This window comes from Citrobacter sp. MGH104, from assembly GCF_001034485.1.
Taxonomy (GTDB): domain Bacteria; phylum Pseudomonadota; class Gammaproteobacteria; order Enterobacterales; family Enterobacteriaceae; genus Citrobacter; species Citrobacter freundii.
On record NZ_KQ089818.1, the window covers coordinates 3,713,566 to 3,734,721 of the forward strand.

Consider the following 21,156-nt stretch of genomic DNA (forward strand, 5'->3'; position numbering starts at 1 on the left):
TTGAGTGGGACGCAACGTAGTAAGATGTCTGACAGTGCTGGCGTCGCTGTGGATGCTAAGCGGCGCGGTCAGGGCGCAGACATGGAACATTGGCGTTTTGGCGATGCGCGGGGAGGTTTCTACACGTAATCACTGGCAGCCGCTGGAAACCTTGTTGAATCAGCAAATCCCCGGTGAGCAGTTTCATATTCAACCGCTGGACCTGCGACAGATGCAGGAGGCGGTGAATCGTGGAACGGTGCAGTTTGTTGTCACTAATCCGGCGCAGTTTGTTCAGCTAAACAGCCGTTCTGCGCTGCGCTGGCTGGCTTCGCTACGCTCCACCCGTGGTGGGAAAGCCACCAGTAACGTGATCGGCAGCGCGATCCTCGTCAGACGCGACAGCGGGATAACCTCCCCACACGATCTGATCGGCAAAACGGTTGGCGCCATTGATGCTCAGGCGTTTGGCGGCTATTTGCTGGGATATAAAGCGCTCAGTGATGACGGTCTGCGCCCTGAACGCGATTTACGTCTGACGTTTACCGGATTTCCCGCCGATGCCTTACTCTATTTATTACGTGAAAAAGCCGTGCAGGCGGTGATCGTGCCGGTGTGCCTGCTGGAAAAAATGGATGAAGAAGGCCTCATTCGTAAAACCGATTTTATGACCGTGTTGAACCATCCGACCTCAATTCCCTGTCTGACCAGTACACCGCTCTATCCTGACTGGTCATTTGCCGCACTACCTGCAGTGAGTGACGAGCTGGCCGATCGCGTCACGCGGGTGTTGTTCAATGCACCGCAAAACGCGACATTTCGCTGGGGAGCGCCCGCCTCGACCCGCGAGGTGGAAGCGTTGTTGCGTGATGTCCGCCAGCATCCGCAGCAGCGTCAGCTGTGGCTGGATGTCAAAAGCTGGTTTATTCAACATCGGCTGGCGATGGGAGCGGCGGCCATCGTGCTGTTGTTGCTGACGCTCAATTACATCTGGGTAATGCTGTTGGTTCGCCGACGCGGCAGGCAGCTAGAGCGGAACAACGTGTTGTTGCACAAACAGGAACAGGCGCTGGAGACTGCCCGACAAATGAGCGTGCTGGGGGAGATGACCTCCGGTTTTGCCCATGAGCTCAATCAGCCGTTGTCAGCTATCCGTCATTATGCCCAAGGCTGTCTGATTCGCCTGCGCGGTCAGGATGAACAGCATCCGTTGCTGCCCGCGCTTGAGCACATCGACGCCCAGGCACAAAGGGGGGCCGATACGCTGCGCAATCTCCGGCAGTGGGTCAGCCAGGCACAGGGCAATCCGGTACTTCCCGATGACTGGCAAGCCATCAACGTTCACGATGCTATCCATCACGTCTGGCAATTACTGCGCATGCCCCAGCAATTCCCGGCGGTAACGCTGCACACACAGGTCAGCAAGGCGTTAACATTGACGCTGCCAAGCGTTCTTCTTGAGCAGGTGCTGGCCAATCTGGTACTCAATGCCGCCCAGGCCGGGGCTACCACAGTATGGTTTAGCGCCCTGCATAAGGATGGTGGTGTGAGTATTCAGGTGCAGGATAATGCCGGAGGAATTGACGAGGGGCAGTTGTATCAGGCGTTTCAGCCGTTTATGACCACTCGCAAAGAAGGCATGGGACTAGGACTGGTCATTTGTCAGCGACTGGTGCGCTACGCAAACGGAGATATTGAGATCAACAATCAGCAGGCCCCGGACGGAAAAGCGGGGGCGAGAGTGACATTATATTTTAAACCAAATCGGGAAGGAGGCCGTAGTGGCGATAATTCATCTGCTGGATGACGACATTGCCGTCACCCAGGCCTGTGCGTTTTTATTGGAAAGTCTGGGATATGACGTGTCTTGCTGGGAGCAAGGTGAGCAATTCCTCGCTGAGGCAAATCTGCACCAGGTGGGTGTACTGCTGCTGGATATGCGTATGCCGGTACTGGATGGGCACGCTGTGCATGAAATCATGCGTCAGAAAGCAAGCACGCTGGCGGTGGTCTTTCTCACCGGGCATGGCGATGTGCCGATGGCGGTTGAGCAAATGAAACGTGGCGCGGTCGATTTTTTGCAAAAACCGGTGTCAGCCGTGCCGCTTCAGGCAGCATTAGAACATGCCTTGCAGGTCTCGGCAGCGGCGTTCTCGCGACAAGAGATCATCTGCTGCTATCAACAGCTTACGCCAAAAGAACGGGAACTGGCGCATCTGGTAGCAAAAGGATTAATGAATCGGGAAATTGCTGATGCCATGAATATTGCCGTGCGTACGGTTGAAGTGCACCGGGCGCGGGTGATGGAAAAAATGCAGGCGGGAAGTCTTGCTGAGCTTGTAAATCGACTTCAGAGAGTTCAGTAGAATGATGACATTTCTTTGATTTTCATTGAATTTTGTCTAAATACTCAGAGTGATATATGCTGTTGGTTTGAGTTAATGACGAGCGGGCAAAAATGGGAAATCAGACGAAAGACGACGAGTTGTACCGTGAAATGTGCAGAGTAGTCGGTAAAGTAGTGCTGGAAATGCGCGATCTGGGACAAGAGCCTAAGCATATCGTCATTGCGGGAGTACTGAGAACCACCCTTGCGAACCAGCGTGTGAAGCGCAGTGAGTTAGAAAAACAGGCTATTGAGACCGTAATTAAAGCATTGGCCGGATAATCCGCAAAAAGAGGGCGGTAGTTTCTCTCGCCGTCCTCTTATTCTCATTACGTTAATCTATCAATAATTATAATTTAGTGTTGCAATTAACGCTATCAAACTCGCTATATATTTAATTGTATATCGGATGATATATAAAAATATATATGAGAGTGGAGTCACAAATATTTGCAATACATATGAAGTGCTATTTCAATTTATCTTAATGATAATAAATCTCACTCCGCATTAATTATATCCCTTCCGTTTTTTAATTGATGACGATCAAGACTATGCATGCTGAATAACCACATTATTTCTGCGCCTAACCCTAAAGGATTAGATTCATTCAGTTTAACCACCGTCATTTATGCGATCAGGTTAGGGCAAAAATTTACGTGTTGTTGGCAACATTAACCGCCCGATATGGCTTGAGCTGCGCTGGTTTAAATTAGCCTGAAGGTGTTGCTACCACAGCATTTGCGAAGAGGATGCGAAATAAATGAACCAGGTTGATCGTCCATTTTTAGATTGTGGTTTAACGCGACTAGACTTTCTGCGGATATCAGGAAAAGGACTGGCGGGATTAACGATTGCTCCCGCGCTGTTATCCCTTTTTGGTTGTAAGCAGGAAGATGTCGATAGTGGGACTGTTGGGCTTATCAATACGCCTAAAGGGGTTCTGGTGACCCAGCGAGCTCGCTGTACGGGCTGTCACCGCTGTGAAATTTCCTGTACCAATTATAACGATGGTGCGGTGGGTACCTTCTTTTCCCGGATAAAAATCCATCGCAATTTCTTCTTTGGCGATGATGGTGTCGGGTCCGGTGGTGGGCTGTATGGCGATTTAAACTATACCGCAGATACCTGCCGGCAATGCAAAGATCCGCAGTGTATGAAGGTTTGCCCAATAGGTGCAATTACCTGGAAACAGGAAGACGGTTGTATTGCGGTGGACCACAAACGCTGTATTGGCTGTAGCGCGTGTACCACAGCCTGCCCGTGGATGATGGCGACCGTAAATACCGAAACGAAAAAGTCCTCAAAATGTGTGTTATGCGGGGAATGCGCCAATGCTTGTCCGACTGGGGCATTAAAAATTATCGAGTGGAAAGATATTACTGTTTGATAGATAGCAGGCATACCTGATTCGCGCCATTAATTGCCAAAAATACCGCAGTTTTGGATAAAAAAGCTGCCTGAAGAATGGCGGGTATATCTATTAAACCTTCTTGCAAAGGAAAACATGATGGCTAATGGTTGGACAGGTACTATTTTACGGGTCAATCTCACCACGGGTAATATCACCCTTGAAGATTCCAGTAAATTTAAAAAATTTGTCGGTGGGATGGGCTTTGGTTATAAAATTATGTACGACGAAGTCCCGCCAGGCACCATGCCTTTTGATGAAGGGAATAAGCTGGTTTTTGCCACCGGACCATTAACGGGTTCTGGCGCTCCCTGTAGCTCCCGCGTCAATATCACCTCCTTATCGACATTTACCAAAGGCAATTTAGTCGTGGATGCCCATATGGGGGGATTCTTTGCCGCGCAAATGAAATTCGCCGGTTACGACGCCATTATTATTGAAGGCAAGTCCGCATCACCGGTCTGGATCAACATTAAAGACGATAAGGTTAGCATCGAAAAAGCCGATTTCCTGTGGGGTAAGGGGACGCGCGCCACAACTGAAGAAATTTGTCGCATCACCAGCCCGGAAACCTGCGTCGCCGCGATAGGCCAGGCAGGGGAAAATCTGGTGCCGCTCTCCTGCATGATCAACAGTCGCAACCACAGCGGCGGAGCTGGTACCGGCGCAGTAATGGGCTCGAAAAACCTGAAGGCTATTGCGGTAGAAGGGACCAAAGGCGTCAATATTGCCGATCGCAAAGAGATGAAGCGGCTCAATGACTACATGATGACCGAGCTCATCGGCGCTAACAACAACCACGTTGTGCCAAGCACCCCGCAGGCCTGGGCAGAATACTCTTCGCCAAACTCGCGCTGGACGGCGCGTAAAGGGCTGTTCTGGGGCGCAGCAGAAGGCGGACCAATCGAAACCGGGGAAATCCCGCCGGGCAACCAAAATACGGTAGGTTTCCGTACCTATAAATCGGTGTTCGATCTGGGGCCAGCCGCAGAAAAATACACGGTCAAAATGAGCGGCTGTCATTCATGCCCTATTCGTTGTATGTCGCAGCTCAATGTTCCGCGGGTGAAAGATTTTGGCGTGCCGAGTACCGGCGGCAACACTTGTGTGGCGAACTTTGTACACACCACCATTTTCCCCCATGGCCCGAAAGATTTTGACGATAAAGACGATGGGCGCGTGGTGGGAAACCTGATTGGTCTGAACCTGTTTGACGATTACGGTATCTGGTGTAACTACGGCCAGTTGCACCGTGATTTTACTTATTGCTATTCGAAAGGCGTCTTTAAGCGCGTACTGCCGGCTGAAGAGTATGCGGAAATCCGCTGGGATCAGTTGGAAGCGGGTGATCCTAATTTTATTAAAGACTTCTACTATCGGTTGGCGCATCGCGTGGGGGAACTCAGTCACCTTGCGGACGGCTCGTATGCCATTGCTGAACGCTGGGATTTGGGCGAAGAGTACTGGGGTTATGCCAAAAATAAACTGTGGTCGCCGTTCGGTTTTCCTGTTCACCATGCGAACGAGGCTTCAGCGCAGGTGGGGGCGATCACCAACTGTATGTTTAACCGTGACTGCATGGCGCACACCCATATCAACTTCATCGGCTCCGGTTTGCCGTTGAAATTGCAGCGCGAAGTGGCGGGCGAGCTGTTTGGTTCACAGGATGCCTACGATGAAACCAAAAACTACACCCCGATCAATGCTGCCAAGATCAAATATGCCAAATGGACGCTGCTGAAAGTCTGTCTGCATAACGCGGTTACGTTGTGTAACTGGGTTTGGCCGATGACGGTTTCACCACTCAAGAGCCGTAACTATCGCGGAGACTTGGATCTGGAGGCGAAGTTCTTCCAGGCAGTCACCGGTGATGAAACCACGCAGGCGAGTCTGGACCTGGCCGCTGAACGCATCTTTACCCTGCATCGCGCTTATACGGTCAAACTGATGCAAACCAAGGATATGCGCAATGAGCACGATCTCATCTGCTCCTGGGTATTCGATAAAGATCCGAAGATCCCGGTCTTCACTGAAGGAACCGATAAGATGGACAGGGAGGATATGCGTCAGTCATTGACGATGTTCTATCAGGAAATGGGCTGGGATCCAGAGCTGGGTTGCCCAACGCGTGAAACCCTGAACCGACTCGGACTTGAAGACGTGGCAGCTGATTTGGCGGCGCAAGATCTGTTGCCAGCGTAAGGAACGTGAGATGACTAACGTGAGCAACGTTCTGGCACCCGTAGAGGCGCTTCCTGACGAGGTTGATAGTCAAAAGAGACACTGGCTGCAGGCGTTTCACCCGTCGGTAGAGCAGGTGACTGCGCCGCAGGTTCAGGATCCTGCCAGCCCGGAGTCGATTGTGGCAGATTTTATCCGCCAGCATTCGGCATCGGGGCAATTGGTGGGGCGCAGCGTGTTTCTGCAGCCACCTTATTCCGTCCCTGAAACCGATCTATCCGTGCTGCTGGATGTGCTGTGTCAGGACGCAATTAACGCGGATATCACCCGTGTGCAGGGCGCGGAAGATGTCTATTTCTACTCAACGCAAACCATGACGGCAAACTACGCCGACATGTGCGTGCAGGTGGTGGAAAACGACATCTGCCGTGCGATTGCCGAGGCGGTACGCTTCGACGGCCGCACGTATCCTCGCCCCTATAAGGTCGCCATGTTGACGCAACCGCCGTATAGCTTTGAATCTCAGCAGATTACAGCGGCGCTAACGGCTATGGAAACGCATCCCGATTACGCAGATATACGTACTGTGGAATCGTCAAATGCGGAACCTTATCTGTTTAGCGAACGTTTTATGAGTTATGGCAAAGCGTACGGCCTGTGTGAATGGCTTGAGGTTGAGCAGTATCAGAACCCATGAATTATTCAGGTTGATGTCATGGAACGTGTGGACGACCACTGTCACAGTTTAGAGGATAACCCGATGTCCTTCACCCGACGAAAATTTGTCATTGGCATGGGGACGGTGATTTTTTTCACCGGCCCAGGTCAAAATCTGTTAGCGAGTACCAGGAGCCCTAAAGCCGTTCGTTACGTCATGATTCACGACGAATCACTGTGTAACGGATGTAATATCTGCGCGCGGGCCTGCAGGAAAACCAACCATGTTCCTGCCCAGGGCAGCCGTTTGTCGATAGCGCATATTCCAGTCTCGGACAACGACAACGAAACGCTGTATCACTACTTCCGTCAATCCTGCCAGCATTGTGATGATGCGCCTTGTATTGAGGTGTGTCCGACCGGTGCCTCCTGGCGGGATGAGAACGGTATTGTGCGAGTAGATACGTCTTCCTGTATCGGCTGCAGTTACTGTATTGGTGCGTGTCCTTATCAGGTTCGTTATCTCAACCCGCATACCAAAGTGGCGGATAAATGCGACTTTTGCGCTGAATCACGCCTGGCGAAAGGTTTTCCACCGATCTGCGTTAACGCTTGCCCGGAACATGCGCTGATTTTTGGCCGTGAAGATAGCCCGGAAATTCAGACCTGGTTGCGAGAAAACAAGTATTACGAATATCAACTTGCAGGCGCCGGGAAACCCCATCTGTATCGTCGGTTCGGTCAACATTTGATTAAAAAGGAAAATGTATGAACGCGTCGCAAAATGCCGAACAGTTTCACGCCCAGCTTGCGCAGTATGTTCCCCTGTTTTCACCGGACTACTGGCCCGTGTGGTTAGTCGTTGCCGGGTTAATGCTGGTGGGAATGTGGCTGGTGCTGGCGCTTCACGCCATGCTGCGCTTTCGGGCGGCACATAAAACGTCGGCAGGGCACGGTGAGAAGGTCTATTTATATTCGAAGGCTGTTCGTTTGTGGCACTGGTCGAATGCGCTGCTGTTTTTGCTACTTCTGGTCAGTGGCCTGGTCAATCACTTCTCTGCCGTCAGCGCACCGGTAATGAAAAGCCTGCTTACCGTTCATGAGGTTTGCGGCTTTTTGCTACTCGCCTGCTGGGTTGGTTTTGTGCTGATCAACCTGATTGGCGGCAACGGACATCACTATATTATTCAACGTCAGGGCTGGATCGCTCGCGCGCAAAGACAAACACGTTTTTACCTGTTTGGCATTATGCAGGGCGAGTCACACCCATTCCCGGCATCGCCGCGTTCTAAATTCAATCCGCTACAGCAAGCGGCCTACGTTGGCGTGATGTATGGGTTGCTGCCACTACTGCTGATTTCTGGGTTGTTATCGCTTTACCCGACGGTCGTCGGAGATCTGTTTCCTGGTGTGCGTTACTGGCTGCTTCAGGCGCACTTTGCGCTGGCAATTGTCAGTCTGTTTTTCATTTTTGGGCATCTTTATCTTTGCACTACGGGCCGCACGCCGGGCGAAACCTTCAAGTGTATGGTGGATGGCTACCACCGGCATTAAGCGATGATGATTACACGAAGTGACTTACGGGCCTGGCGTGTTGGGCCCGTCATGTATCGCTGGTTTCTACGCGCGTTTCCCGCAGGAGGAAGCTATGCCGATGTTCATCGCGCGCTCCAGCGGGAAGGGTATACCGATTGGGCAAATAGCCTGGTGGAATACGGCTGGTCGAAATGGCGGGAAGAGGCGAGTTTTGCTCAGCAGGATATTGACGCAATGGGGAATATTTCCTGTGAGCAAGCAGCGGAGGAAACCAGTCGTCCGTTGGCGAGTGCGGAAGATTATGCCCGATTTAGCAGTGCGGGTGACAACGTTAAAATTGCCAGCGCCGGGTATGCCGCACAGATCGCCAGTGCCGGTTACAGCGCACGGATTGGCAGTGTAGGCTATAACACGCATATCGGCAGTTCAGGCGATCGTGGGCGAATAGCGATTGCGGGAAATTCGGCGCGTATCAGCAGTGTGGGCGACGGAACGCGTATCGCCAGTACCGGCATGCGCGTACGCATCAGTTCGCTTGGCGACCGAAACCGGATTGCCAGTAGCGGTGATTTAACCCAGGTAGCCTGTTTTGGCGCAGAGGCGAAAATCGCTAACTGCGCGGACAATATCCACATTATTGCCAGCGGAAAGAACGCCGTTGTTGCCAGTACCGGTGCTGTAGATTCGATAACGCTCGGTCCCGGCGGATGTGCGGCGCTGGCTTATCACGATGGCGAGAGAATGCGTTTTGCGCTTGCCGTTGAAGGGGAAAAAAACATTCGGGCGGGCGTGAAATATCGGCTCAACGAAGACCATCAGTTTGTGGAATGTTGAGCCGAGAGGTCATTTTAGTGCGAAGCGGCGCTGGGTGATTTTCTCCAGGCTAAAGCACAGCAGGTAATAGACCAGTCCGGTAAAGATAAAAATGGCTGCCGGGTAGATTTGCACCCGGCTGTTAACCTGACCGGCAACCGTCGTGAGTTCCGGTACGTTAACGATAAATGCCAGTGACGTGTCCTTCAGTAGCCCAATGAAAATCCCCGTCAACGACGGCAGTACGTTACGCAGCACCTGCGGCAGCAAGATAAGCCACAGGGCCTGATCCGGGCGAAACCCCTGAACGACTGCCGCTTCATATTGCCCACCAGGCAGTGCGCTAATTCCAGCATACACCGAGTGCATCACCGAAGCGGCGGTGAACCATGCCAGCGCCAGCGTCACGGTAACGGCACCGGGCAGATCGCTTCCGGTCAGCATGGGTAGCAAATACCACATCCAGAAAATCACAAAGATGAGCGGAATGCCGCGAATAAATTCCGCCCAGATAAACAACCCGTTGCGAACCGCGCCTGGAAATCGCCAGGCGCAGCAGGCAAGAACGATCCCGCCAGGCAGCGCCAGCAAAGCCGCACCGATAGCCATCAGCAAAGTGAGCAGTACACCGCCGGGTTGCCCCTCAGCCACACGTCCCCACAGGAGATAGTCAAGATTGTCGGTAATGACCGAAATATTAGCGATCATGCAGTATGCTCCTGACGCTGAAGATGCGCATTCTTACCTTTGACGATTTACCCGCCGCCGGCCGCGGCCCAAGACGCGTAAGCAACATACCCAGCACGATGCCGGTAAACAGATAGAGTGCGGTGCCAACGGCAAAGGCTTCCAGCGCGTGCGCGTTGTAGCTCTCAATTTGCCGTACCTGGTAGGTGAGCTCAGCAAATCCAATACCGCTGGCAAGCGAGGAAAGCTTCATCAGGTTGAGATATTGCCCAACAATGGGTTGCCAGGCGTTTGCCAGTCCCTGAGGCAGTAGAATGTGACGAAATATCGCCCAGGATGAAAACCCCTGCGCCACGGCAGCCTCGCGTTGTCCGGCAGAAACTGCCTGTAAACCTGAGGCGATCTCTTCGACCAAAAATGCTGAGGTAAATACGCCCAGTCCCCATGCTGAACAGATAAACTCCGGCGTTAACCACCAGACATCACCCGGCAGAATTGACCATGGATGATCAGCATTGATGAAGCTAATGACGTCACGGGGAAACCAGTTCCATGCGGCAAAATACCAGAACATCAGTTGCACCAGTAAAGGTGTATTGCGAAACACCGAGACCCACACCCCGACCATCGTTTTAGCGAGAAGATTGCCCGTCAGTCGCAGGCTGAGCAGTGAGATGGCAATGAGCGTGGCGAGCACGATACCTGCCAGCGTCACCCAAAGCGTGGTAAGAAAACCAGAAATTATCCATTGCAGGGGTTGCCCGCTCAGCACTCCCTGCCAGTTCATTGCATGCATTATGATGATAACTCCTGGTGTAACGGGTCGAGCACTTTTTTCAGGAAACGCTGGGTTCTCGGGTGCTGTGGTTGGACGAAAAAATCCTCCGGCGGGGCCACTTCAAGAATATCGCCACCATCGATGAAAACCACACGATCGGCAATCTCGCGGGCGAAATGCATTTCGTGGGTCACGACGATCATGGTGATACCGCTGTGGGCGAGATTTTTCATCACCTGCAATACCTCGCCGATCATTTCAGGATCCAGCGCGGAGGTGGGCTCATCAAACAGAATAATTTGCGGTGATGAAGCCAGCGCGCGGGCGATGGCCACGCGCTGCTGCTGTCCTCCGGACAACTGTGCGGCATAGGCATTGGCTTTTTCCGCCAGTCCCACCTTTTCCAGCAACTCAAGTGCCCGACGATCTGCTTCCGTCTTATTCCAGCCGTGAACATATTCCAGCGCCAGCGCGATGTTTTGCAGTGCAGTCAGATGCGAATAGAGATTGAATTGCTGAAATACGAAACCGATACGGCTGCGTAGCTGGCGTAATGCCGCCCCGCGCAACTGGCTAATTGGTTTACCATCAATGAAGATTTCGCCATCGCTGAGCGACTCCAACTGGTTGATAAGACGTATAAGAGTGGACTTTCCAGAGCCGGAAGGCCCCAGAATGGTCACCACTTCACCGGGCTCAACTGCCAGGTTGACGCCGTTAAGTACAGTTTGAGCGCCATACTCTTTAACCACATTGCGTAGTTCGACGCTCGCCTGACGCAAATGGGTAAAATCCGCAGCCGAAGCTGCGGATCGATTAAAAAGGGCTGAGAGCATATTATTTGGCTTCTATTTTAAAGGCGCGGGCTTGTGGACTTTTGGTTTCAGGACCAAACCAGACATCATAAATTTTGGCCGCCTGCCCGGTAGATTCCAGCTTCAAAAGTTCATCGTTGACGGCTTTTAACAACGCTGGCTCACCTTTTTTCACCCCCACCCCAATCTCTTCTTTGCTCAGCAGGTCCGGTAGAATTTTGAAATCTGCTTTATCCGGCGCACCGCCTAATAAACCGGCCAGAATCGTGCTGTCCTGGGTGATGGCCTGAACATTGCCGTTGCGCAGTGCGGTTAACGCCAGCGGGATATCGTCATAGGCCAGTACGCGCGACTGCGGGAAGCGCTGATGCAGTGCCTGTTCACCAGTAGTGCCTTTTACCGCGCCGATGCGTGCTTTGCTGTATTGATCGAGCTTATCCGGGGATTTTGCTGGCACAAGAAACTGCTGGCCGGTAACAAAATAGGGGACGGAGAAATCTATTACCTGCGACCGCTCAGGCGTGATCGTGATATCCGCAACGATTAAATCGGCTTTACCAGATTGTAATAACGGAATTCGGTTTGCCGGATTGGTCGCCACCAGTTCCAGTTTTACACCAAGAGATTTGGCCAGCGCTTCGGCAAAATCGACGTCGTAGCCGACAATCTTATGCGTTTTGGCATCGATGGAGCCAAACGGCGGGTTCGCGTCAAATGTTGCGACTTTTACTACGCCTGCGGCTTTGATATCGGCCAGTTGGTCGGCCTGAGCCTGTGAGACGCTAATGCCTGATGCCAGCAGGATGCCGAGTGCCAGCAGTGTTTTTTTCGCGCTGTGAGTTTTTGTTACCATCATTTTGTAAGTCCCTGTCGTTTTTTTTGGTTTGTGCTTTTTACGCTCCCATAACTCAGGTTCAGGACAAAATAAGAAAAAATTCTTATCTATTTACAAAATGTTATTAGTGAAAAAGGTGTTAACAATGGGTAAACGCAATGCGATATGTAGCCAGGCGAGAGGGCATAGCCAGGAGGTAAAAAAAAACCGGCATTGCGCCGGTTCGGAAATCAGATTTTGCAGGCGTCACCGCAATCATTATCAGCAATAATTTCTTGCGCTTTCTTGTCTGCATCTTCCAGACGTTCAGCGTTACGCTCTTGCGCTTCTTCCAGTCCATCAAAGACCAGATTATCGAGATCAATTTCCATCATTCACCTGCTCAGGTTCAGCGTTTAACATCACGTTATTATATTGCAAAAATGTTGCTTAACAGCAGCGATTCTTGCTACTTAGCATCGAACGCAATCCGCTGTGCGTATTTATCCGCCAAAGTGGCCCACGGTTCGCAATTGCTAAAGAATTGTTGGTTGTAAATACCGCAAAATTCTCGCTCTCTCTACCGTTTTATTTCCACTTTTTCATTAACGTGATGCGCGATCATTTTTAACAAATCTGCGACAAAATCACTATACATATAACTTAATATCTTTTATACATTAATTGTTCAACCCTGCGACTATTCCACAAAAGAGAAAGCTATATGGAACAGACACCTGATAAGAAAAACGATAATTTTCAAAAAGATGGCAAAGAACAGTTCAATAGATCGATCGGTTTAATTTCAAACTTTGCGTTGGGTTTTACCTACCTGTCGCCGCTTACCGCCGTCTACTCGCTGTTTGCGCTGGCCGTAACGCTGGCGGGGCCGCCTGCAGTATGGTGGATTTTAATCGTCGCATGTGGGCAACTTTTGGTGGCGCTGGTGTTTGGTGAGGTCGCTTCCCAGTATCCGATAACCGGCGGGCTTTACCCTTGGGCCAGAAGGTTGTGGGGCAAGAAATATGCGTGGATCGCCGCCTGGATCTACCTGTGGGCACTGGTGGTCACCATTACGTCGATCGCGGAATATACATCAACGTTTGTTGAATCACTCTTCCATTATGGTCAGACTCCAGCCACGATGTTGGTGACTTCCGTTCTGCTGCTGCTGTTGATGATGGCGGTTAATATGTCCGGGACTAAAAATCTGGCCCGGGTGGCGAAAATTGGTTTCTGGTGTGAAATTGTCAGCGTGATCGCGCTGGGGATTTATCTGCTGATTTTCCACCGTTCGCAGCCGTTCTCTGTAATTTTTGACTCGATGGGTGTGCTGGCTCATGACGGCAGCTATTCCACCGCATTTATGTCTGCTGCGCTGATGGGACTGTTTATGTTCTTTGGCTTTGAGGCCTGCGGTAACGTTGCGGAAGAGGTGCAGAATCCCAGTAAAAAGATCCCAGTGGCGATGATTTTAAGCATCGTATTCGGCGCGATTTCCGCCATTATTTCTGTTATGGGTTATCTGTTGGCTTCACCGAATCTGGTCAGCATCGTGAATGGCAAAACGTCCGATCCGATCCCGGCAATCCTTAATGAAGCTCTGGGTGAAACCGGCGCGACTGTCTTTATCGTCGTCGCGATTATCGCCATGTTGTCGTGCATTTTGTCTCTCCAGGCTGCGTTAAGCCGTCTTATCTTTTCTTTCTCCCGCGACAGAATGCTGCCGGGAAGTGAATGGATGGCCAAAATCTCTAAAAATGGTGTTCCGGATAATGCCATGGTCGTCAGTTGCCTACTGCCAGTGATCATCTGTGTTTGGGTTTATTTCCAGCCAGATAACCTGTCGCGTATCACCGCGTTTGCTGTTATCGGGATTTACATCTCGTTCCAGATGGTTGTGCTGGCCGCGCTGCGTCAGCGCCTGAAAGGCTGGAAACCGGCGGGGGAGTGGACCATTGGCGGTTGGGGCGTAATCGTGAATGTGCTGGCGTTAGCTTACGGATTGTGCGGGATCTGGTTACTGGCGCAACCGGCAGACAGCAGCGACTTCATTGACCGTTGGACGGTCCTGTTCGGCCTGGCGATTGTCGTTGGCTCGGGACTTATTTATATGTTCCTGACCCGTCCGTTTGGTCGTTCAGCGGCGCCGGAAAACGACGCCATTGCGTACGCCAGTAAGCTCAATATGGGGCAGGATAACTAAAAACTAAGGGCCTTCGGGCCCTTAGTTTTGATAGTGATAAAGGATAAAGTAGTCGCTCTGATACACCACGGTACTATTTGCAGGTGACAGCAATTCACCCACGCGAAAACGTGGCCAACTGGAGAAAATGATCCTGTTTTCCAGATTGGTCAGAATCACATAATCAGGATGAGCGCAGGAGAGCAGTTCGGCTTCTATCTGACTGACCAGCAAATCGACCGCGGCAACACCGAGAAACTGGTCGTTGTAGTAGACCGGGACGGCTGACGTTAGGGTATAGGAGATATTGCAAATATAGTCGACGTAGGGACCGTGGCTATAGGCTTTGCCAGCCGGAGGAGAATGCTTAAACCACTCAAAGGTTCTGAAATCCAGTCGTTGTTGCGTGGCCTGATCCAAATCCAGATGCGCCTGGCTCAAACCATTATCTTTCTTATACCACCACTCCAGCAACCAGTACTCTTTTGTGTTTGCGGTGCTCTCAATATGGCTGGCGAATCCCGCTCCTGAACAGTAATGGTTGTCACTGAGCGTGCGCTTGATGTGCTGTTGAACGGTGGATCTTACTGATGGGTCGAGAACGACCTCGGCTGAGGCCTTTTGTATCCCTGAAATCGCCTCATGGATGCTCCTCGCTAGCGCAACGGTAGAATCTACGGTAGAAACAGTTATGTCATCAATTTTACGGATTAATGCGCTTAGGGATGTCGAAGAGCTCATTGTCTGTCCTGCCTTCACTGATTGTCAGTTCGAGTTATATTTCAGCTTTTTTTCAATAAGGTAGTAGGTAAACGTGTCGATGATCCGTGTAGCAAACTGTACTGACTCTGCCTCGTTGTGAGCAGCCAGTGCATCGGCCAGCGCTGAATAAAGCGCGATAATTTCCGCATGAATACTGTCTGTGCGATAAAGTATCGCCACAAGTGATGCCCATTCAGCCTGAACTTGCAGCTCCTGATTGGCCAGTCGCGCTGAATGCGAACTGGCGGCAATCGCCAGCAGACAACGCATATCGGCCTGGGTCATCAGCTCAGGTGAGTTTGCCTTTCTGAGTACCTCGACAAACTCGCGAAATTTGGCGATATCCGCACCGGTCATCCGTCGGGAAGCCAGCCTCGCGCTATGGCTAATAATGGCGCAATGCATTTCACCCAGATCAGACAGATAATCCGTACTGATCGCTTTGAACGGGTGCAGGGCGCTATTTTTGCCATCGATATTTTCGCAAACGAAGCTCCCGCCATTACGACCACGAACCGTATGGATAAGATTATTAGCCCGAAGCGTGTTTAGCGCTTCTCTGATAGTGATATGTGAGACACCCATCATTTTTGCCAAATCAGTTTCGTTGGGAAGCTGTTCTTTTGGCTCCAGCAACCCTGTGATAATGGCATTTGAAAGGCGCTGGACTATCTGGTCTGAACGACTGACCTGCCCGATAGGCGCAAATATGACCGCGTGAGTAATCATAATCTTTTCTGTACTCAATTCCCTGAAACAACGACCATTTTTAACACATGCCCGTCGGGCAAGGAAGGTAAGAATGGCCGAGTTATTTTACATGCCTGGGCGCAACGTCACTGCACAAGCGGATGTGTGTCCCGATAACCTCATGATGAGCTGAGCATAACGCGTCAGCTGGCAATGAAAAGCCTTACCTTGCAAATGTGAAAATTAAGTTAAAAATGCGAGGCTTATCATAGTGTCAATGTTGCGCATTTGAAAAAATTTTACAATATATATATTACATAAGATTCTTTATGTATTAATTGGCAGGAGACAAGCATGAAAACCCTGAAGCATTTTATTAATGGGCACTATGTAGCAGGCAGCAGCGAAGATAGCTTCGAACTGGTGAGTCCGGTTGATGGTGAAACATACGCAATTTCTCCCAACGCTAACGAGGCGGAGGTAGAGCAAGCCTACTCAGCAGCGGAGGCGGCGTTTAGCATCTGGAGAAAATCGACGCCAGCACAGCGGCAAAAGGCGTTATTGCTGCTAGCTGATGAGATTGAACGCAACGTTGAGCGACTGGTAACCGCGCAGAGTCAGGAAACCGGTCAGCTTCGCCATTTTATTGAGAAAGAGGAGATTGCGGCATCCTGCGATGCCATCCGTTTTTTTGCTGGCGCGGCGCGCTGTCTTGAAGGGAAGGCGGCCGGAGAATATTCCGCCGGGTTTACATCGACCATCCGTCGTGAACCGCTGGGTATCGTTGGGCAAGTGACGCCGTGGAACTACCCGTTCATGATGGCGGTGTGGAAGATTGCACCAGCGCTGGCGGCAGGCAACACGGTCGTGTTAAAGCCAAGCGATACCACACCAGTCAGTACGCTGCTGTTAGCTGAACTGGCAGCACCATTGTTCCCGAGAGGGGCGTTTAATGTCGTGTTGGGCAAAGCCAGCACCGGTTCGCTGGTGGTTTCAAACCCGAAGGCTTCACTGGTTTCGATTACCGGTTCGGTCCGCGCGGGTTTGCAGGTTGCGGCTTCGGCGGCGGCAAACCTGACTAGAGCACACCTGGAATTGGGTGGAAAAGCGCCTGCAGTCGTGTTCGCCGATGCGGATATGGATAAGGCGATTGCGACAATCACTACGGCAGGCTTTTTCAATGCCGGGCAGGATTGCACAGCGGCTACGCGGATCCTGGTAGAGCAATCCATCTATGCTGAGTTTCTGGAAAAACTGATCCAGAAAACAAAAAGTATCAAATTTGGGCCGCCAGAAGATCAGAATGCGCTGTACGGCGCATTGAATAGCCGGAATCAACTGGAGCAGGTGAAAGGTTTTATTGAGCGTTTACCGGCACATGCAAAAATTGAAACCGGTGGGCGCGCCGGGCCAGGTCCGGGCTTCTATTTTGAGCCGACGATTGTCTCCGGATTGCATCAAAATGATGAAGCTATTCAGCATGAAGTATTTGGTCCGGTAATGACCATTCAGTCGTTTTCTACTGACGAAGAGGCACTACACAAAGCGAATGATGTGGAGTATGGTCTTGCCGCCAGCGTCTGGACCAGTAACCATGGTCGCGCGCAGCGCTTCAGCATTGACCTCGATTTTGGCACGGTGTGGATTAACAATCACATTCCTCTGTGCGCCGAAATGCCGCACGGCGGGTTCAAAAAATCGGGTTATGGCAAAGATCTCTCATCCTATTCGCTCGAAGAATACACTCGGGTGAAACATATCATGTGTGACATTTCTGAATAGAGAGGATTACGATGAAAACAGTAAAAATTGCGGTTCTTTCATTAGTGATGCTCTCTGGCTATAGCCTTGCAGAAAGTACATCGCTGAATACCGTAAAAGAATATATGGCGGCGTGGAATGCGCATGATGCTTCAAGAGCCGCTCAATATCTTGCGGATGATGCTGTTTATTATGATGCCGCCGCGGGCGAACCGATAAACGGCAGAGAAAAAGCGGAAAAAGAGGTTATCGGCGCTTTTATTAAGGCGGTGCCAGATCTGAACTGGAAAATGGTTGGAAAACCCGTCTACGACGAAGACACCGTGGCCTTTCGTTGGGAATTTTCAGGCAAAAATAGTGGTGAATGGGCAGGGAGTCTGCCGACAAATAATCCGATCAAATTTGAAGGCGTAAGCTATATTCATGTTAAAGCAGGAAAAATCACCTGGCAGGGTGATTATTATGATTCTAAAAAACTGGATGAAGAGTTAAAGCCAGTGAAGTAGTCGGTTGTACCCCTTTATAAATAAGAAGGGGGTATTTCTCTTATTTGTGTCGTATTAAAGGCAGTGTGTAGCAATAAGGAAAAAAGTTAATGGCAATTACCAGACGTGATTTTCTCAACGGCGTCGCGGTGACTATTGCGGCGGGACTTACCCCGCTGGAGTGGGTCAGGGCGACAGGAAAGGGAAACGCATTTATAGATGGAAATTATTATCCTCCTGCGCTGACAGGGCTGCGGGGTAATCATCCTGGATCATTTGAAATGGCGCATGCGCTAGGCCGCGAGCAGAAGCATTTTGATTTAAACGCTCTGCCCGTTGAGGAAGAGTACGATCTGGTGATTGTTGGGGGCGGGATTAGCGGGTTAGCTGCCGGTTGTTTTTGGCGTCAAGTTGCCGGGCAAAATAGCCGGGTCCTGATCCTCGATAACCATGACGATTTTGGCGGACACGCCAAACGTAATGAATTTACCAGCTCGGGCAAGAAATTACTCGGTTATGGCGGCAGCGAAGCATTCCAGTCACCCGCGCATAATTTCAGCCCTGAAGTACAAAAACTGATGGAAACCGTGGGCGTCAGCGTCACGCGGTTAAAAGAGAGTTTTGACGTAAACTTCTACCCCGACTGGCAGCTCAGTCGCGGGGTTTTTTTCGACAAGAAGAATTTTGGCGTAACAAAAATCGTCAGCGGCGATCCGGGCCGCGCGGTATCTGATGATATTCCGCCGGACAGGCTCAATGGCCGTAAAATTGAAGACTTTATCAATGATTTTCCGCTAGGTGAGAACGACAGAAAAGCGCTGATCGACCTGCATGTGCGCCCTGGCGATTACCTTCCGGGTATGACGGTCGATGAGAAAATGGAATGGCTTGATACCCACAGCTACAGTGAATTTTTAGCAACAAAAGTGGGTTTGAGCAAAATGGCGCTGCTCTATTTTCAGCAGCGTTCCAATGACTTCTTTGCCATCGGCATTGAAGGCATCTCCTGCAGCGATGCCAGGGCGTGCGCCTTACCCGGCATGGAAGGGATGGGGTTACCGCCGTTGGACGGAGAGTCGCTGGCCGACCTCGAAGAGCCGTATGTTTACCATTTCCCGGACGGTAACGCCGGTCTGGCCCGACTGTTAGTCAGGTATATGCTGCCGGATGCGCTACCGGGTAACACGATGGAAGACTCTGTTCTCGCCAGATTGCATTATGAAAAGCTGGATCTACCAGAAAACACCACGCGCCTGCGCCTGAACAGTACAGTGATTAATGCGGCCAACGTGCAGGATGGCGTTGTGGTGACCTATCTGCGTGACGGTAAAATGCACCGTGTGCGCGGTAAGAACACTATCATGGCAGGCTATAATATGATGATCCCGTATCTGGTGCCTGAGATGCCGGAACAGCAGCAGGCGGATCTCAAACTGAACGTCAAGGCTCCGCTGGTGTACACCAACGTGGTGGTCAAAAACTGGCAGGCGTTCAAACAGCTTGGCGTACATGAATTTTATTCTCCAGCGGCACCTTACAGCCGGGTTAAGCTCGACTATCCGGTCAGTATTGGTGGGTATCAGCATCCTGCCTCCCCGGACGATCCGATGGTCATTCACATGGTCTATGTGCCGACCTATCCGGGCAGTAACCTATCGGCCAGAGAGCAGTTCCGCCTGGGACGAGCCTATTTGCTGGGGACCACTTTTGCGGCGCATGAGGAGATGATTCGCTCCCAGTTGCAGGAGATGTTTGGCTCAACAGGCTTTGATAATCAACGCGATATCTCCGCCATTACCGTTAACCGCTGGGCGCATGGCTATGCGTACTACGCCAATTCACTGTTCGATGATATGGATAAAATGCCAGAAATTATCGAGCGGGCGCGTCAGCCAGTCGGTCGCATTGCCATCGCTAACTCAGATTCTGACTGGAGTGCTTATGCCCACACAGCAATCGATCAGGCATGGCGTGCGGTTAATGAACTCAAGGATATGGGGTGATCTATGCGTAACGTAACCATTCTCGCCGCCTGTTTATTTACCGCTTCGGTAAGCGCTGCTGAATCTAACGGTGAATACATCGCGCGAATTTCAGACTGCGTCGCCTGTCATACCGCTGAAGGTGGTGCGGCGATGGCGGGGGGCAAAAAGTTTCCTACTCCGGTGGGGGATATTTATTCGACCAACATAACCCCAGACAAGGCACAGGGTATTGGTAATTACTCATACGAGGATTTTGAAAAGGCGGTACGCCAGGGAATTGCCAAAGACGGTCATCCGCTCTATCCGGCCATGCCTTATCCCTCTTATGCAAAACTTTCTGACGAGGATGTTCAGGCGCTGTATCGCTATTTTATGCATGATGTCACACCGTCTGCGCAACCCAATAAAGAGAATGCCATTCCGTGGCTACTCTCCGCCCGCTGGCCACTGCATATCTGGAACTGGCTGTTTACCGACGCGCCAGCGACGACAGTAGATAGCGCGAAACCAGATGAAAACGCAGCCCTGATAAAACGGGGCGCTTATCTGGTGGAAGGTCCCGGGCACTGCGGTTCTTGCCATACACCGAGAGGCATGGCGATGAATGAAAAAGCCTATACTCATGCAGATGCCGAGTACCTGAGCGGAGCGATGATTGACGGCTGGTATGCACCTTCGCTGCGGGGCAGCGGAATGTCTGAGCAGGCGTTAAAATCGCTGTTGCTGACCGGTAAGAGCAAGCATGCTGCGGTTTCAGGTTCGATGGCTGAAGTCGTCACGCAGAGTACACAGTATCTGACCGACGAAGATGCCACGGCGATCGCCCAATATCTGCTGAGTCTGAAAAGCGCGAAGCCTGAAACGGTGCGTGCTGCTGCGACTACAGCATCCTGGTCGAATTCACCTGAGGCGGGAAAAGTGACCTATAACCGTTACTGTTCAACTTGTCACGGTCTGGAAGGGAAAGGTACGGATGATAACGCACCTTCTTTGGTCAACAATCCGCTGGTCATGGTTGATGACCCGACGCCGCTGTTCAGAGTGATTGCCCACGGCGCAGAAACACCGACAACGCGTGGCAGCGTCTCCTTCAAGATGCCCGCTTACGGAGGCATGTTAAGTGACAACGAAATGCGCGACGTGATTAATTACGTGCGTAAGACCTGGGGTGAAGGGAATGGCGAAGTAAGCCATGAAGATCTGGCTGGGATTAAAAAAGCATCACATTAAA

At 51.3% G+C, this 21,156-nt stretch carries 21 protein-coding genes; 14 read left to right on the plus strand and 7 right to left on the minus strand.

Annotated elements, in window-relative coordinates; genetic code table 11:
- Window positions 1-52: 52 nt before the first annotated feature.
- From ttrS to ydhT, 9 genes are all read left to right on the plus strand, one after another.
- Entirely contained in the window at window positions 53-1,786 is a 1,734-nt protein-coding gene (gene ttrS / locus SK34_RS17510) for a tetrathionate respiration histidine kinase TtrS (protein WP_156178944.1), read from the plus strand.
- Window positions 1,761-2,345 (plus strand): tetrathionate respiration response regulator TtrR, encoded by a 585-nt coding sequence (ttrR, locus tag SK34_RS17515; RefSeq protein WP_003029348.1) that lies wholly within the window; start codon window positions 1,761-1,763, stop codon window positions 2,343-2,345. The genes ttrS and ttrR overlap by 26 nt, the downstream gene beginning before the upstream one ends.
- A gap of 92 nt (window positions 2,346-2,437) precedes the next feature.
- A complete protein-coding gene (gene fumD / locus SK34_RS17520; protein ID WP_003029345.1) occupies window positions 2,438-2,647 on the plus strand; it encodes a fumarate hydratase FumD in 210 nt (69 codons plus the stop codon).
- A gap of 481 nt (window positions 2,648-3,128) precedes the next feature.
- A complete protein-coding gene (locus tag SK34_RS17525) occupies window positions 3,129-3,755 on the plus strand; it encodes a ferredoxin-like protein (RefSeq protein ID WP_032949174.1) in 627 nt (208 codons plus the stop codon).
- Window positions 3,756-3,875: 120 nt separating this feature from the next.
- Entirely contained in the window at window positions 3,876-5,978 is a 2,103-nt protein-coding gene (locus SK34_RS17530; protein ID WP_016150154.1) for an aldehyde ferredoxin oxidoreductase, read from the plus strand.
- Window positions 5,979-5,988: 10 nt separating this feature from the next.
- On the plus strand, window positions 5,989-6,654 hold the full coding sequence (locus SK34_RS17535) for a YdhW family putative oxidoreductase system protein (protein ID WP_003836542.1): 666 nt from the start codon (window positions 5,989-5,991) through the stop codon (window positions 6,652-6,654).
- Window positions 6,655-6,717: 63 nt separating this feature from the next.
- Window positions 6,718-7,386 (plus strand): 4Fe-4S dicluster domain-containing protein, encoded by a 669-nt coding sequence (locus SK34_RS17540; protein ID WP_003029332.1) that lies wholly within the window; start codon window positions 6,718-6,720, stop codon window positions 7,384-7,386.
- Entirely contained in the window at window positions 7,383-8,168 is a 786-nt protein-coding gene (gene phsC, locus SK34_RS17545) for a thiosulfate reductase cytochrome B subunit (RefSeq protein ID WP_003029330.1), read from the plus strand. Before SK34_RS17540 ends, phsC begins: the two co-directional genes overlap by 4 nt.
- Before the next feature lie 51 nt (window positions 8,169-8,219).
- Window positions 8,220-8,984 carry a protein YdhT gene (gene ydhT, locus SK34_RS17550; RefSeq protein ID WP_373887507.1) on the plus strand — a complete coding sequence of 255 codons (765 nt, stop codon included), beginning with the start codon at window positions 8,220-8,222 and terminating at the stop codon, window positions 8,982-8,984.
- A 9-nt stretch (window positions 8,985-8,993) separates the two neighbouring features.
- Here ydhT and SK34_RS17555 read toward each other — a convergent pair whose 3' ends face one another.
- From SK34_RS17555 to SK34_RS24715, 5 genes are all read right to left on the minus strand, one after another.
- Window positions 8,994-9,671 (minus strand): amino acid ABC transporter permease, encoded by a 678-nt coding sequence (locus SK34_RS17555; protein WP_003029326.1) that lies wholly within the window; start codon window positions 9,669-9,671, stop codon window positions 8,994-8,996.
- Window positions 9,661-10,446, minus strand: a complete 786-nt coding sequence (locus SK34_RS17560; protein WP_048233647.1) for an amino acid ABC transporter permease — start codon at window positions 10,444-10,446, stop codon at window positions 9,661-9,663. Before SK34_RS17560 ends, SK34_RS17555 begins: the two co-directional genes overlap by 11 nt.
- On the minus strand, window positions 10,446-11,264 hold the full coding sequence (locus SK34_RS17565; RefSeq protein ID WP_044712312.1) for an amino acid ABC transporter ATP-binding protein: 819 nt from the start codon (window positions 11,262-11,264) through the stop codon (window positions 10,446-10,448). The genes SK34_RS17560 and SK34_RS17565 overlap by 1 nt, the downstream gene beginning before the upstream one ends.
- A gap of 1 nt (window position 11,265) precedes the next feature.
- Entirely contained in the window at window positions 11,266-12,099 is an 834-nt protein-coding gene (locus tag SK34_RS17570) for an ABC transporter substrate-binding protein (protein ID WP_044712313.1), read from the minus strand.
- Window positions 12,100-12,308: 209 nt separating this feature from the next.
- The gene (locus SK34_RS24715; protein WP_003832695.1) at window positions 12,309-12,449 is read right to left on the minus strand and encodes a hypothetical protein; all 141 of its coding nucleotides are present in this window, start codon (window positions 12,447-12,449) and stop codon (window positions 12,309-12,311) included.
- A gap of 332 nt (window positions 12,450-12,781) precedes the next feature.
- On the opposite strand from SK34_RS24715, the gene SK34_RS17575 reads away from it, so the two are divergent.
- Window positions 12,782-14,263 (plus strand): APC family permease, encoded by a 1,482-nt coding sequence (locus SK34_RS17575; protein WP_003029313.1) that lies wholly within the window; start codon window positions 12,782-12,784, stop codon window positions 14,261-14,263.
- A 21-nt stretch (window positions 14,264-14,284) separates the two neighbouring features.
- Here the strand turns inward: SK34_RS17575 and SK34_RS17580 are convergent, their stop codons facing one another.
- Window positions 14,285-14,983 carry a cache domain-containing protein gene (locus SK34_RS17580; protein ID WP_048233649.1) on the minus strand — a complete coding sequence of 233 codons (699 nt, stop codon included), beginning with the start codon at window positions 14,981-14,983 and terminating at the stop codon, window positions 14,285-14,287.
- A 24-nt stretch (window positions 14,984-15,007) separates the two neighbouring features.
- Window positions 15,008-15,733, minus strand: a complete 726-nt coding sequence (locus SK34_RS17585; RefSeq protein ID WP_003029304.1) for a FadR/GntR family transcriptional regulator — start codon at window positions 15,731-15,733, stop codon at window positions 15,008-15,010.
- Between the two features lie 315 nt (window positions 15,734-16,048).
- Between SK34_RS17585 and SK34_RS17590 the strand changes: the two genes are divergently transcribed.
- From SK34_RS17590 to SK34_RS17605, 4 genes are all read left to right on the plus strand, one after another.
- On the plus strand, window positions 16,049-17,476 hold the full coding sequence (locus SK34_RS17590; RefSeq protein ID WP_048233651.1) for a gamma-aminobutyraldehyde dehydrogenase: 1,428 nt from the start codon (window positions 16,049-16,051) through the stop codon (window positions 17,474-17,476).
- An 11-nt stretch (window positions 17,477-17,487) separates the two neighbouring features.
- On the plus strand, window positions 17,488-17,961 hold the full coding sequence (locus SK34_RS17595) for an ester cyclase (protein WP_053064284.1): 474 nt from the start codon (window positions 17,488-17,490) through the stop codon (window positions 17,959-17,961).
- A gap of 89 nt (window positions 17,962-18,050) precedes the next feature.
- On the plus strand, window positions 18,051-19,943 hold the full coding sequence (locus SK34_RS17600) for an NAD(P)-binding protein (RefSeq protein ID WP_003843507.1): 1,893 nt from the start codon (window positions 18,051-18,053) through the stop codon (window positions 19,941-19,943).
- A gap of 3 nt (window positions 19,944-19,946) precedes the next feature.
- Window positions 19,947-21,155: a c-type cytochrome gene (locus SK34_RS17605; RefSeq protein ID WP_044699939.1), complete on the plus strand. Its 1,209-nt coding sequence runs from the start codon at window positions 19,947-19,949 to the stop codon at window positions 21,153-21,155.
- Window position 21,156 lies beyond the last annotated feature (1 nt).

Coding starts and splice junctions, on each gene's coding strand:
- ttrS (WP_156178944.1), top strand. CDS start 53: ATGCTAAGCGGCGCGGTCAGGGCGCAGACATGGAACATTGGCGTTTTG.
- fumD (WP_003029345.1), top strand. CDS start 2,438: ATGGGAAATCAGACGAAAGACGACGAGTTGTACCGTGAAATGTGCAGA.
- SK34_RS17525 (WP_032949174.1), top strand. CDS start 3,129: ATGAACCAGGTTGATCGTCCATTTTTAGATTGTGGTTTAACGCGACTA.
- SK34_RS17530 (WP_016150154.1), top strand. CDS start 3,876: ATGGCTAATGGTTGGACAGGTACTATTTTACGGGTCAATCTCACCACG.
- SK34_RS17535 (WP_003836542.1), top strand. CDS start 5,989: ATGACTAACGTGAGCAACGTTCTGGCACCCGTAGAGGCGCTTCCTGAC.
- SK34_RS17540 (WP_003029332.1), top strand. CDS start 6,718: ATGTCCTTCACCCGACGAAAATTTGTCATTGGCATGGGGACGGTGATT.
- phsC (WP_003029330.1), top strand. CDS start 7,383: ATGAACGCGTCGCAAAATGCCGAACAGTTTCACGCCCAGCTTGCGCAG.
- ydhT (WP_373887507.1), top strand. CDS start 8,220: ATGTATCGCTGGTTTCTACGCGCGTTTCCCGCAGGAGGAAGCTATGCC.
- SK34_RS17555 (WP_003029326.1), bottom strand. CDS start 9,671: ATGATCGCTAATATTTCGGTCATTACCGACAATCTTGACTATCTCCTG.
- SK34_RS17560 (WP_048233647.1), bottom strand. CDS start 10,446: ATGCATGCAATGAACTGGCAGGGAGTGCTGAGCGGGCAACCCCTGCAA.
- SK34_RS17565 (WP_044712312.1), bottom strand. CDS start 11,264: ATGCTCTCAGCCCTTTTTAATCGATCCGCAGCTTCGGCTGCGGATTTT.
- SK34_RS17570 (WP_044712313.1), bottom strand. CDS start 12,099: ATGATGGTAACAAAAACTCACAGCGCGAAAAAAACACTGCTGGCACTC.
- SK34_RS24715 (WP_003832695.1), bottom strand. CDS start 12,449: ATGGAAATTGATCTCGATAATCTGGTCTTTGATGGACTGGAAGAAGCG.
- SK34_RS17575 (WP_003029313.1), top strand. CDS start 12,782: ATGGAACAGACACCTGATAAGAAAAACGATAATTTTCAAAAAGATGGC.
- SK34_RS17580 (WP_048233649.1), bottom strand. CDS start 14,983: ATGAGCTCTTCGACATCCCTAAGCGCATTAATCCGTAAAATTGATGAC.
- SK34_RS17585 (WP_003029304.1), bottom strand. CDS start 15,733: ATGATTACTCACGCGGTCATATTTGCGCCTATCGGGCAGGTCAGTCGT.
- SK34_RS17590 (WP_048233651.1), top strand. CDS start 16,049: ATGAAAACCCTGAAGCATTTTATTAATGGGCACTATGTAGCAGGCAGC.
- SK34_RS17595 (WP_053064284.1), top strand. CDS start 17,488: ATGAAAACAGTAAAAATTGCGGTTCTTTCATTAGTGATGCTCTCTGGC.
- SK34_RS17600 (WP_003843507.1), top strand. CDS start 18,051: ATGGCAATTACCAGACGTGATTTTCTCAACGGCGTCGCGGTGACTATT.
- SK34_RS17605 (WP_044699939.1), top strand. CDS start 19,947: ATGCGTAACGTAACCATTCTCGCCGCCTGTTTATTTACCGCTTCGGTA.